The organism is Companilactobacillus nuruki (assembly GCF_002872255.1).
GTDB classification, from domain to species: Bacteria; Bacillota; Bacilli; order Lactobacillales; family Lactobacillaceae; genus Companilactobacillus; species Companilactobacillus nuruki.
The window spans coordinates 36,561-49,551 of the sequence record NZ_NIPR01000034.1 but is presented as its reverse complement, the minus strand read 5'-3'; the positions used below and the strand labels follow the sequence as shown (position 1 = coordinate 49,551).

Below are 12,991 nucleotides of genomic sequence, written 5' to 3'. Positions count from 1 at the left end.
CTTACATTATATGTTTAAACATCTTTTACGTCAATTTATATACAAAATATCTTTTCAATAAAACATTTAATTATTTTTTAGACATGATAGTGGACAATTATTGATTAAGACTCTATTATTACATCAATAATATTTAAGGAGACAATATGCGGAAAAACTCATGGATCACCTGGTTGGTACTATTAGCAGCAGCATTTGTCGTTGTTGAAACCAATCCCCAAATTGTTCCTAACGTTAAACAGGAAATTAAAAAAACTAATAATAAATTACAACCTTACTTTTATTTATTGACGGCTAATATCAACAATAAAATCAATGGTAAGACTGAGACTACGACTGACAGTCAAGTTGGAAAAGTAACAACCCCAACAGAATCGCCACTGAAAGATATGACCACATCCAATACGTATTATTATCATTTTAAGGATAACGTACCTCAATCAGTTAGGCAGGTTTTTCTCAATGCTATTAATGAATATAACAATACCGGTATCGTCAAATTGATTCCCGGCAATGAAGGAACTAATCAAAACAACATCACCTTCTTCGTCTACCATAAAAAAATCGATAATTTTGCTTCTAGTACAGTTGAATTAGGTAATGGTGGTCCATCAGCCTTACAACTTAATCACTATGCTATAAACAGTGGTCGAGCTGGTCTAAATCTAACCTATCCTAATATGTCGGTTAAAGATTCAGTTGCTATGCATGAATTGGGTCACGCTTTAGGATTGGCCCATAGTTCTTACACTAATTCAGTTATGTATCCCATAGATCAAGGTATTTCAAAACTATCTGAAGCTGATTTAAACGGATTAAAAAATATCTATAATCGTTAAAAAAGCTCTTCTAATGATCAATTAAACGATCATCAGAAGAGCTTTTTGAGTCTAAACACCTAATAAAGTTATCTCTAACATTTGGTCAAAACTATCTCTCGAAGAAATCTGTTTACTATTAAACCTTCCATTTCCAACATGAACGACCTCTCCAATAATTAGATTACGCAACATTCTGGCAATGATTATTTTTTGTTGATCATCTTTAATAAGTTGATTCAAGAATAATCTTAAAATCTTATAAACTGAATCGATACTTTCTTCCAAAGCACCTTCTCTTTTCTGTTCAACCGGGATACTTAATATCTGCTGAGCAATCAAAAAATTATCCAAAGCATATTGTGTACTAACATTAGCAAATGCTTTTATCGCTTGTTTACCCGATAATCCTAATAAATCCGCATTTAATCTCGTTGCCAATTGATCGAAAAAATTCATTGCTACGGTGATTTTTATGTCCGTTACATCAGAATAGTAATTATAAATTGCTTGTGATCGAGTTCCTAATTTTTTACTCAGATTTGTAAAGGTCAATGATTCCTGTTGCTTTATCAATTCAATAGCTGCTTCTATAATTTTTTCTTTTGATAAAGTTCTTGATGTCAAAGTAAAACCTCCCACTTGATTTTTACATATTGTAATTTATAATTACAATATGTAAAATAAATTAAATTAGGTGATGCTTATGAAAATAAAAACTGATTTTTATACGATTCCAGATCAATATGGTTGTAACATAAATAAAAGTTCATTAAATCATGGAATTAATCAACAATCTTTTCCCTTTTCGATCATTGATATTCCTACCACAGCAAACTATCTAAGTTGGTCATTAATCGACTATGACACTATACCATTGATAGGTTTACCGTGGATACATTGGTTAAGTGCCAATTGTCCAGTAAATAAAACTCAAGTATTAATTGCTTCTAATTTTAGTAAATCATCAACTATTCCTCAAGGAAGAAACTCTATTGACTCAATAGTTCAAAAACTGCGTCATCCCTTGTGGAAACACTCAAAGTTTTATCTAGATCTAACGAATCATTATTCAGGGCCTCGCCCGATGAAGGGTACTCACAATTATCGTCTATCAGTTTATGCAACTAATAGTCCCCTTAAATTACAAGTCGGCTTTGGATTGAATGAACTTCTAAATCAAATTGACCCAATTATGGTTTCTGAAACTAGTCTAAATTTATCTTACGAAAGAAGGATTTAATAATGTTAAGTACAATTTGGCTAATTATTGTCGGTATTTTAGTCGGAACATTTGTCATTTCATTGGGCGGCGGAGGTGCTGCCATATATTTGGGAATACTCTCCTCAGCATTTCATTTATCTCCAGCAGTAGCTGCCGCCACTTCAATTGTAACGGCTCTTCCTTCTATCATCATCGGAACAATTGGTTACATCAGACAAGGAAAAGTAAACTTCAAAATAGGAAACCAAATGTTGATTGCCGCCCTACCAGCAGTAATTGTCGGATCTCTGATTGCTCCCCATATTCCTACCAATTTATACAAATGGATCATTGCCATTATTTTAATTGGTTTAGGTCTTCAAATATTTTTTAAACATGAGAATAAAAGGCAAACAAAGCCTAATCGTCTTGCCGCCTCTTTCTATGGTGTAATCAGTGGACTAATGGTTGGAGTTGCCGGATTAAGCGGTGGAGGCCCCGTTTTGGCCGGTTTATTATTGTTAGGATTGGATACCTTCAAAGCAACTGCAACCTCAACTTACGTTTTAGTAGGCATGAGTATTTTGGGAGCAGCATTTCATCTAACCACTGGAAACGTTTATTGGCAAGCTGGAATTCCATTAATTATAGGAACCGTTATTGGCGCTATTTTAGCACCTTTTGTAGTAAAATTTCTTTCTCGGGATGGACATGGTGGCCACTTAAATTATGTCATTGCCATCCTTTTAATCTTTATGGGTATCAAATCTTTATTTTAATTCAAAAACTAGATATACAAAAATAGCCTTTATTAATTGATATCCTATCAAATTAGTAAAGGCTATTTATTTTAATTTACTTTAAACTCAGTTTTTTTAATATTCCTTTTTACTGCTTCACGTCTGAATAAGTAGCCTAAAATAATAACCACCAAAACAATGAGAATCAAAGCAGTTAGCATAATATTATGAATCCCTTGAAAGAAAATTGTTTTCATTTCAGGAACATATGCCTTAGGCAATTCCTTAGCAACCGCAGCATTACTCAATTTATTCATCATTGACATCGTAATGTTACCATGACTTTCTCTAACACCTTTAATCAAAGCCAAATTTAAAATAACACCATAAATTGATGACATGAACGTCTGACTTAAAATTCTTACTAGATATGCAAAGGATGTGGAAATAGGAACATCTCTGGGTTCAACATCAAATTGAACAGCAATCAATAACGCATTAAAACAAACACCAACACCAAATCCTTCAAAAACTCCCATTATCAATAAGAAAGCATAACTTGCTTGTTGATTGGCCCAATAAAGACCTGCAAAAGAAACCAGAAACGCTGCTGTACCAATTGCAATAATAGTATATGGGCTCATTTTTCTTTGAATCAAAGGCTCTAATTCTGAACCAATAAAATTGGCAATGGCACCAGGAATCTGAGTCATTCCTCCAACCAAAGCACTAAGTCCCATGATTCCCTGAGCCCACATTGGAATATAAATATTAAAGGCCACAAATGATCCCCACAAAAGTGCAAATAAAATTAAATCAATAACTAATTTTTCATTTTTGAACAAACGATTGGGGACAATTGGATCAACCACTTTATTTTCGACACGTGACATCCAAAAAATCAATAAAGCTCCTAGGATTATAAAAGCAAGCGTAACAAATATTGATGAGACGCCTAATAATTGAATTCCAATCAAAAAAGAAGTCAATCCTAATACCATCAATATGGCACCGGAATAATCAACAACCTCTTGATTAAGATGTTCTTTAATATTGAAAAACATTGCCACAATAGTAATTGATAACAATGCTAAAGGTGTCACCAATCCAGCCACCAATTAATGGTCCAACAATTGAGGTTCCACTGAATCCAGCTGAAGCAATCCCAATAACCTGTGACCGCCGTTTAATATTCTTGAATATTTGTGAGTAAATAATGAACGGAATGGTATTCATTCCTCCAGCACCAATTCCCATGACACTTCTAGCTGTAATAAACCAAATAATATTAGGCGCTAGTCCCTGGAATAAGGCTCCAATCATGAAAACTATCGTTGCCGTAATATAGGCAATTTTGTTACCTTTCTTCTCCCCAAATTTACTCCATAGTGGCGTTGAAACAGCCATTCCTAATAAAAATATTGCGACGATCCAGCCCATATATTGAATACCATGCAAATCACTGATAATGGCTGGTAATGCTGTATTGATTATAGTTGCATCAAGTCCGGCCATCATATTTGATAACACTAATGCAAAGGTAACCAATAATTTACGATTTCTACTCATTCCTCTACTTCTTTCTGATAATTAACAACAAAAAATAAGACCCACACATAGTGCAACGTCTTATCCGCTGGTAATACGCAATTATGATATTTACTAAAAAGCTTATATTTATATATACTTATCTAATAACTCATATGAATTACTATAAACCTTAAAGTACACTCTAAGTCAAATTTTTTACAATTCTTCAGGCTCATCAAGAACCTCTTGCAATCTGTTAAAGAACTGAGCAGTTTGATATCCATCACAAACCGCATGATGAATTTGGAAACTTACCGGTAATTTAATACCATCGGAACGCTTTTGAAATTTACTTGCTGTTACAATTGGCAATAAATAATTATCCTTATTACCAATATTTAAATTAAAGCCAGTAAAATTAGTCCAGGGAATCATTGATATATTAACGACATTCTTAGGAACAGGTTGTTTAGGAAACAACTTCCCTGTATCGCGATACTTTGCAACATCATCAATATAATCACGATGGAATTCAGCGAATGTATAAGTATCTTCAGTATCAATGTTGGAAAATAGCTCACGCTTATTATCAAATATTGAATAAAACGCTGTACTACTATCATAAAATCCTAATTCGCCTTGATCGTTAAAATCCATACGATACAAATAATTAGAATTTACAACACGTAAAACTGCATAAATAAATAGAGGATAGAATTGATAGTCATTTTCCTTAACAAAATGTAAAGCCTTCTCAATGTTGATCTCATATGATGCACTATAAGTGGTTTTTTGATCAATAAAATATTCAAAGACTTCTTTTCTAGTCCAACTGTCTAAATCTATTTTGGTAAATTCCATCGTGATACCTCCTAGGTAATTATATTTCTCCTTATATCATACATCTTTTGTTAGATATATCTCCTCTTATTAAGGTCATCTAGTGAATTAGCATATTAATTTCTAAGAAGAATGTTATAATATTTCATGAACATATGTTCGCATAAGCGAAATATTTAAGGGAGAGATTATCTATGACTAAAAGAACATATATGGCAATTGATTTAAAATCCTTTTATGCGTCTGTTGAATGTATTGAACATAATCTTAATCCACTAAATGATAATCTCGTTGTGGCAGATAATTCTCGAACTGACAAAACCATTTGTCTAGCTGTATCACCAGCTTTAAAAAAGTTTGGTGTTCCTGGTCGGCCTCGATTGTTTCAAGTTGAGCAAATTGTTAGCAAATTGAATTATCAAAGACTACAGACTAACCCAACACATCGCCTAACCAAATATTCTTCAATTAACCGTCAACATCTGATCAACTCACCCACACTAAAAATCGGTTATAAAATTGTTAAACCTCGAATGAATTTTTATATGCACAAAAGCACTCAAATTTACGGCATCTATCTACGTTTTATTGCTGCCAAAAACATCCATGTTTATTCAATTGACGAGGTGCTAATGGATGTAACAGACTATTTGAATACTCATAATATCAGTGCTCATGCATTAGCTAAAAATATTATTCAGGAAATCCAATCTGAAACTGGTATTACTGCCACTGCTGGTATTGGTAGTAACCTTTTTCTTGCGAAAGTAGCAATGGACATTGTTGCTAAACATATCCCTGGAGATTCTGATGGCGTTAGAATTGCCCAAATGAATGAACAACAATATCGAAAATTACTATGGGCCCATCAGCCTATAACGGACTTCTGGAGAATTGGCCACGGAACCGCCAAGAGATTAGAAAAATTGGGACTATATACAATGGGAGATGTTGCACGTTGTTCATTGGGCAGTCTTTCCGATGAAAAAAATGAAGAAATACTCTATCGGGAATTCGGTAAAAATGCAGAACTGCTCATAGATCATGCTTGGGGACATGAGTATGCAACAATGGAAGATATTAAAAACTACCGTTCTGATGATCATGGCCTATATTCCGGTCAAGTTTTAATGAAACCAACCGCTTATGAAGATGGGCTTAAAATAGTCCGTGGTATGAGCGATAATTTAGCACTAGAGTTAGTACGAAAACATGTAGTGACAGATAGGATCGGACTAATAATAGATTATGATATCAAAAGTCTTCAAATTGATAATAGCTTTAATGGTAAATTAACAACCGATTATTATGGTCGTAAGACTCCAAAGCCCGACCATGCCTTTATCAATTTAAAAGCCGCCACATCCTCTGCAACTGAATTACGAAACACGTTTAAAATGCTTTACGAAGAAAATATCAATAAACAAATGTTGATTCGAAGAGTTACCTTAATTGCTAATCATTTAATTGATGAAAATTTGATTGCCCAAAAACAACAATTTAAACAAATAAATCTTTTTACAAATCCTGAAAAAGAAATTATCCAAGATAAACATGCCCAACTCAAACGTCAAAGAGATCGTAAAATTCAAGAAACCATTTTGAATTTACAAAAAAGATTCAATAATCGCAACATTATTCTAAAAGTATCCGATCTCGAAGAAGGTTCAACTACGATTCAACGTAACAATCAAATTGGAGGACATCATGCTTAATGGATGAAAAGAAATTAATTGAACAAAAAATATTTAACGATACCTCCAGCTACCAAAATATTATGAATATCCCCCATCAACATTCCAAACGACATCTACCTATGAATCAAATGGATCGAGCTTCTCAATTCGCACCTTTTGGAGCCTTGGAAGGTTTCAAAGATTTGATTAAAGAAAAATCCGATTTATATATCAGAAAAAAATATACATCCGCCGAAGATGAGATTAAGATCAAACAACAATTAAAATATCTTCAAGAACATCACTTACTAGTGGATGTTAATTACTTTAACGATGAGTCTGGTTATTATGAACATTTGAAAGGTTTTCTGCAAAAAATTGACTGGAAAAAGGGTAAAGTTTATTTTGAAGAAAATTCTGTTGTAATTCTTAATATCCGATCGATTAAACTTAAAAATCCCTAAAAACCATTTTATTATCGGAATATTAAAAATAATATATACAAATAAAGCTATATTGACCAATTACACTTGGATCAATATAGCTTATTTATGATCTTAAATAAGAAATAGAACGTACCTACCACACTAATCAGCTTCCTTAGCATTATGTATCATTCTTTTCATAGTCTAGTGTGCAAACAATTTATATCAAAAATAGAAACTGCACTTATCCAGTAAGAAAAACTCTTTAATAAAAATCAGTCTAATTTGTTTAAATAATTTCAAATCCGTATCCTCGAATATGTTCTTTCAGCATCTCCAAATAATTTTTGGCAATAGGACTTAATTCTAATTGACTATGTTTCAACCACCCCAATGTCATTGAATCATCGATATCCAAAGGAATAGCCACAATTTTATCATCATTCAATTTATTACTAATAATTCCAGAACTAATAGTATATCCATTCAAACCAACCATTAAATTAAAAATAGTTGCACGATCACTAACTTTAATATTCTTTTTACGATCTAAGGTACTTAAAATTTCCTCTGAAAAATAAAAAGAATTATTATCCCCTTGCTCATAAGATAAATATGGATAATCTGCTAGATCAGCTAAAGATACTTTTTTCTTTTTAGTTAAAGGATTTTGACGACCAACAAATACATGGGGAGAAGCCTGAAACAAAGGCGTAAACTCCAAATCATACTCCTTAAACAAACGTTTCATAACTTGCTGATTAAAGTTATTCAAATATAAGATTCCAATCTCACTTTTAAAACTAGATAAATCTTTTAAAATATTCTCGGTTTCAGTTTCTCGTAAAGTGAACTGATATTCATCTGCTTTGACTGTTTTAATTAATTCAACAAAAGCATGCACGACAAAAGCATAATGTTGTGCTGATACCGAAAAAGCCTTTTTCTGGATTGTTTCTTTTTCATAACGTCCTTTTAATAATTGAACTTGGTCTAGAACTTGCCTTGCATAAATCATAAATTCTCGACCTTCATCGGTCAAAGTAACACCTAATTTGCTACGTAACAAAATTTGAATTCCCATTTCTGATTCTAGTTCTTTAATAGCATTCGATAAACTAGGTTGTGTTAAATATAGTTGTTTGGCGGCTTCATTGATAGATCCGGTTTTAACAATTGTCTCCAAATATTGTAATTGTTGGATTCGCATTTTATGCCTCTAATATTTTTTTCTTTAGTATATTCTTTATTATAGTTTAAAACTATAACCCATCATTACTTTTATCAGTTATTCAATATCAAATTACAATGTTAATTTATAAACAATAAATAACTACCACAAAAGGGGACATTTTTATGACAACATCTATTATTGGCTTTCCAAGAATCGGCGAGAATCGAGAACTAAAATTCAATACAGAAAAATATTGGCGTAAGGAAATTACTGAGGGAGAATTACAAAATTTTGCCAAAGATTTGCGTTTAAAACATTGGAATTTGATCAAATCAGCTGGAATTGATGGTATCCCTAGTAATGACTTCTCATTTTTCGATACAACACTTGATACAGCTTATTTATTCAATATTATTCCTGAATCCGTCAAGAAACTAAACTTATCTCCATTGGATCGATACTTTGCGTTAGCTCGTGGATATCAAGGCAATAAAGGTGATATAAAAGCCCTTCCCATGAAAAAATGGTTCAATACTAACTACCACTACTTAGTACCCCAATTTACTAAGGACACTGAAATCAAATTGAATGGTTCTAAAATATTTGATGAATATCAAGAAGCAAAGGATAATAACATTCAAACTCGTCCAGTCATCGTGGGACCATTCACATTACTATCACTCAGTGAATTTCATGACGTAAAACCAAGTGATTTTATTGATCAATTAATAAAAACCTACCAAGAAGTATTCGAAAAATTATCTGCTCAAGGGGCCGAATGGATTCAAATCGATGAACCAGAACTGGTAAAAGATGTTACTGGTGAAAAGAAGGAATTATTCCAAAACATTTACAATAAGTTGCTTCAAGATAAAGCAGGTTTAAAAGTACTTATTCAAATCTACTTTGGTGACGTTAGAGACGTCTACAATGATTTGATCAAACTTAACGTTGAAGGAATCGGTCTTGATTTTCATGAAGGTAGGAAAACTAACCAATTAGTTCAGTCGGGATTCCCAGATGACAAAATCCTCTTTGCGGGTGTTGTTAATGGTAAAAATATTTGGCGCAATCATTATGCTGAAACAACTGATTTAATTAAGAGTTTACCTGCCAAAAACATCGTTATATCAACTTCTTGTTCACTATTACATGTTCCTTTTACAATTGCAAATGAAACTTTCCCAACAGAAATCAAACAGCACTTCGCTTTTGCTAAGGAAAAGCTTACTGAATTGGACGACATTCAGGCAATTCTTAACGGCGCCGGGCATGAAGCTGAAACAAAAAATAAAAAATTATTTGAAAAACCTCGAATTCAACCTAACCAAGCCGTTCATGCACGCATTAAGAAGTTAAACGATGACTCATTCATTCGACACCCTTCATTAGCCAAACGTGCTGAGATTCAAAAGAAAGAATTTAATCTCCCATTACTACCAACTACGACTATTGGTTCTTTTCCTCAAACTAAAGAGGTCAAAAAAACCAGAGCTCAATTCCGTAAAAATGAAATCTCTCAAGAAGACTACGATAGTTTCATTGCTAACCACATCAATGAATGGATCAAGTGGCAAGAAGATATTGGTTTAGACGTCTTAGTCCATGGTGAGTTTGAACGTAATGATATGGTTGAATACTTTGGTCAAAACTTAGATGGTTATCTATTCAGTAAAAATGGTTGGGTTCAATCTTATGGAACTCGCGGCGTTAAACCACCCATTATTTGGGGTGATGTTTCTCGTAATCGTCCTATTACCGTCAAATGGTCAAAATATGCCCAAAGTCAAACCGATAAAATCGTTAAAGGTATGTTGACTGGACCTGTAACAATCTTAAATTGGTCTTTCCCACGTGAAGATATTTCAATCAAGGACTCTACAATACAAATTGCTTTAGCAATTCAAGATGAGGTTCTTGATCTTGAAAAAAATGGTATTAAAATCATTCAAATTGACGAGGCTGCTTTACGTGAAAAATTGCCTTTGAGAAAAACCGATTGGTATTCAGAATATCTTGATTGGGCCGTCCCTGCCTTTCGTTTAGTTCATAGCAAAGTTCAACCTACTACCCAAATCCATACACATATGTGTTATTCCGAATTTACTGATATTATTCCTGCTATCCAAGACCTAGATGCTGACGTCATTTCCTTTGAGGCATCACGTTCCAATCTAGAAATTCTTGATGCACTTCAAAAGGAACATTTCCAACTCCAAGTTGGACCTGGCGTTTACGATATTCATTCACCACGAATCCCTTCAGTTGAAGAAATCAAAACTACTATTCATAAGATTCTTAATAAGGTTCCTGAAGAAAAAGTTTGGATCAATCCCGATTGTGGACTTAAAACTCGTGGCATCAAAGAAGCCAAGGCCAGCGTAGAGAATTTAACAACCGCCGCTAAAGAAATTCGAGAGGAACTGCTCGTTCATGACAGAAACTAATAAAACACCAACATTATCTTTTGAAGTCTTCCCTCCTAACTCTGAGGTCGGTGTTGATAAACTAACTGATACACTTGATCAGCTTAAAGAATTACACCCCAGTTTTATCAGTGTTACTGCTAGCAATCATAAATTAAATTATGAAAAAACAACAATTGATTTAGCTAAGTATGTAAAAGATGCTTTGGGTTGCAACACAATGGTGCATATGCCAGCGGCTTACGTTACTAAGGTTGAAGTCGATAATGTTTTGAATCGACTAGAAAAAATGCATATTAATCAGGTTTTGGCCTTACGTGGAGATATTGTTGATGGATATGTACCTGAAACTGACTTTAAATATGCAAGTGATTTAACTAGTTACATAAAAAAACAGAAACCTTACTTTGAGGTTTCCGGCGCATGTTATCCTGAGGTTCATCCCGATTCAAAAAACCGAATTGATGATATTAAACATCTCAAAAACAAAGTTGATGCTGGTTGTGATCAGTTAATTACCCAGCTCTTTTATGACAATGATCAGTTTTACCGTTTTCAAGAAGAATGTGCTATCGCTAACATTAACGTACCAATTTTGGCTGGAATTATGCCTATTGTTAATCGCAAGCAAGCACTACACGTTATTGATAACTGTGCAGCCAGGTTGCCTAAAAAATTTATCAATATTTTGGATAAATATAAAGACAATCCAGTTTCTCTCAAGGAAGCCGGTATAGCTTATGCTGTGGATCAAATCGTTGATTTGGTTACCAATGACGTCGAAGGAGTCCACCTCTATACTATGAACAAATCAGATACTGCTAAACACATCTTTTCAAATACTGCTTCCTTATTTAATTTAAAGAACATCTAGAATAATATAAAACAACAGTATAAGCGTGGAACAAGATAATTACCTCTTAAAGCAAATAATCCCTAGTAATCGTATTTTTGATTACTAAGGATTATTTGCTTTAATGCTCGAAAAGTGAATATATTTATATTATTCTTTCAAGGCTTCAATAATAGCTGGTTCAATTTTTTCAGGTTTAGTAATGGGAGCAAAGCGTTCAATAACTTGACCATCTCTTCCAATCAAAAACTTAGTAAAATTCCATTTGATTCTTCCATGGCCGGAGGCATCCTTTAGATAAGTAAAAAGCGGGTCTTCACCTTCACCGTTTACAATTATTCTTTGGGTCATAGGAAAAGTTACACCATAATGCATTTGACAATAATCACTAGTTTCCTTATCAGAACCTAATTCTTGATGGAATTGATTAGTTGGCAAACCCAACACTTCGAATCCCTGATCATGATATTTTTTATAAAGTTCTTCCAATCCCACTAATTGTGGCGCAAATCCACATTTACTAGCAGTATTAACAATTAACAAGACCTTACCTTGATAATCATTAAAATCAATCGTAAATCCATTCATTTCAGTTTCTTTGAATTCATAAAGTGCTGTCATATTTTGCCTCCTTATTTTTGTTGTCTTAAAAATCCATCTTGCATTTCATAAACATGATCCGTCATGGCTAACAATCTCGTATCATGTGTGATCATAATAACACCTCTTTGAGATTCATGGGCAACTTGTGCTAATAAGCTGACTACTTGCTGAGCCCGTTTTGAATCCAGACTGGCCGTTGGTTCATCTGCCAAAATAATTTCCGGATTATTATATAAAGCTCTAGCAATTGCAGCGCGTTGTCGTTCACCACCAGACAAGTTACTAGGATAATTGTTAGCAACATTTTGAAGATCTAATAATCGTAATAACTCGGCACTATTTCTAGATCTCCTTTTAGAACGTGAAAACTTGTCTACTACCTTAAATTGATCATTAACACTTAAAAAAGGAATCAAATTTGAAGCCTGTAGAATAAAACCAAATTTATTAAATCTTAAATCGGTTCTTTGTCCAGAATTCATTTTGCTTGTATCTTTACCATTTACAAAAATCTTACCTTGAGTCGGTGATTGCAATAAACCAAGAATAGTTAAGAAAGTGGTTTTTCCTGAACCCGAAGGTCCAATAATAGCTACAAACTCTCCCTTATTCAAAACAAAGTTAGTTGGATGTAAAGCTTCAACAAGTGTTCTTCCTGAACCATATTGTCTATTAACATTAATCATTTCAATCAACGGCATA

12 protein-coding genes and 1 pseudogene are annotated in these 12,991 nt (G+C 33.4%); 7 read left to right on the top strand and 6 right to left on the bottom strand.

Going from position 1 to position 12,991, the window contains the following annotated elements; all coding sequences use genetic code 11:
- The first annotated feature begins 146 nt into the window (after positions 1 to 146).
- Positions 147 to 839: a M57 family metalloprotease gene (locus CBP76_RS08855; RefSeq protein WP_102196541.1), complete on the top strand. Its 693-nt coding sequence runs from the start codon at positions 147 to 149 to the stop codon at positions 837 to 839.
- 51 nt (positions 840 to 890) lie between these two features.
- Here CBP76_RS08855 and CBP76_RS08850 read toward each other — a convergent pair whose 3' ends face one another.
- Entirely contained in the window at positions 891 to 1,445 is a 555-nt protein-coding gene (locus CBP76_RS08850) for a TetR/AcrR family transcriptional regulator (RefSeq protein WP_102196540.1), read from the bottom strand.
- 79 nt (positions 1,446 to 1,524) lie between these two features.
- On the opposite strand from CBP76_RS08850, the gene CBP76_RS08845 reads away from it, so the two are divergent.
- Complete coding sequence (locus tag CBP76_RS08845; RefSeq protein WP_166667237.1) at positions 1,525 to 2,061, top strand: YbhB/YbcL family Raf kinase inhibitor-like protein; 537 nt, start codon at positions 1,525 to 1,527, stop codon at positions 2,059 to 2,061.
- A 2-nt stretch (positions 2,062 to 2,063) separates the two neighbouring features.
- Positions 2,064 to 2,801, top strand: coding sequence for a sulfite exporter TauE/SafE family protein (locus tag CBP76_RS08840; RefSeq protein ID WP_102196538.1), 738 nt, complete (start codon positions 2,064 to 2,066; stop codon positions 2,799 to 2,801).
- Between the two features lie 71 nt (positions 2,802 to 2,872).
- Here the strand turns inward: CBP76_RS08840 and CBP76_RS08835 are convergent.
- Positions 2,873 to 4,331: pseudogene (locus CBP76_RS08835) on the bottom strand (MFS transporter).
- Between the two features lie 177 nt (positions 4,332 to 4,508).
- Complete coding sequence (locus CBP76_RS08830) at positions 4,509 to 5,153, bottom strand: CatA-like O-acetyltransferase (RefSeq protein ID WP_102196537.1); 645 nt, start codon at positions 5,151 to 5,153, stop codon at positions 4,509 to 4,511.
- Positions 5,154 to 5,326: 173 nt separating this feature from the next.
- Between CBP76_RS08830 and CBP76_RS08825 the strand changes: the two genes are divergently transcribed.
- The gene (locus CBP76_RS08825) at positions 5,327 to 6,847 is read left to right on the top strand and encodes a Y-family DNA polymerase (protein ID WP_102196536.1); all 1,521 of its coding nucleotides are present in this window, start codon (positions 5,327 to 5,329) and stop codon (positions 6,845 to 6,847) included.
- Positions 6,847 to 7,272, top strand: a complete 426-nt coding sequence (locus CBP76_RS08820; RefSeq protein WP_102196535.1) for a hypothetical protein — start codon at positions 6,847 to 6,849, stop codon at positions 7,270 to 7,272. The genes CBP76_RS08825 and CBP76_RS08820 overlap by 1 nt, the downstream gene beginning before the upstream one ends.
- Positions 7,273 to 7,522: 250 nt before the next feature.
- Here CBP76_RS08820 and CBP76_RS08815 read toward each other — a convergent pair whose 3' ends face one another.
- Positions 7,523 to 8,443, bottom strand: coding sequence for a LysR family transcriptional regulator (locus CBP76_RS08815; protein ID WP_102196534.1), 921 nt, complete (start codon positions 8,441 to 8,443; stop codon positions 7,523 to 7,525).
- A 146-nt stretch (positions 8,444 to 8,589) separates the two neighbouring features.
- Here CBP76_RS08815 and metE point away from each other — a divergent pair, with 146 nt between their 5' ends.
- On the top strand, positions 8,590 to 10,854 hold the full coding sequence (metE, locus tag CBP76_RS08810; RefSeq protein ID WP_102196533.1) for a 5-methyltetrahydropteroyltriglutamate--homocysteine S-methyltransferase: 2,265 nt from the start codon (positions 8,590 to 8,592) through the stop codon (positions 10,852 to 10,854).
- Complete coding sequence (metF, locus tag CBP76_RS08805; protein ID WP_102196532.1) at positions 10,841 to 11,707, top strand: methylenetetrahydrofolate reductase [NAD(P)H]; 867 nt, start codon at positions 10,841 to 10,843, stop codon at positions 11,705 to 11,707. Before metE ends, metF begins: the two co-directional genes overlap by 14 nt.
- A gap of 129 nt (positions 11,708 to 11,836) precedes the next feature.
- Here metF and CBP76_RS08800 read toward each other — a convergent pair whose 3' ends face one another.
- Entirely contained in the window at positions 11,837 to 12,307 is a 471-nt protein-coding gene (locus CBP76_RS08800; RefSeq protein WP_102196531.1) for a glutathione peroxidase, read from the bottom strand.
- An 11-nt stretch (positions 12,308 to 12,318) separates the two neighbouring features.
- Entirely contained in the window at positions 12,319 to 12,990 is a 672-nt protein-coding gene (locus CBP76_RS08795; protein ID WP_102196530.1) for an ABC transporter ATP-binding protein, read from the bottom strand.
- Between the last annotated feature and the right edge of the window lies 1 nt (position 12,991).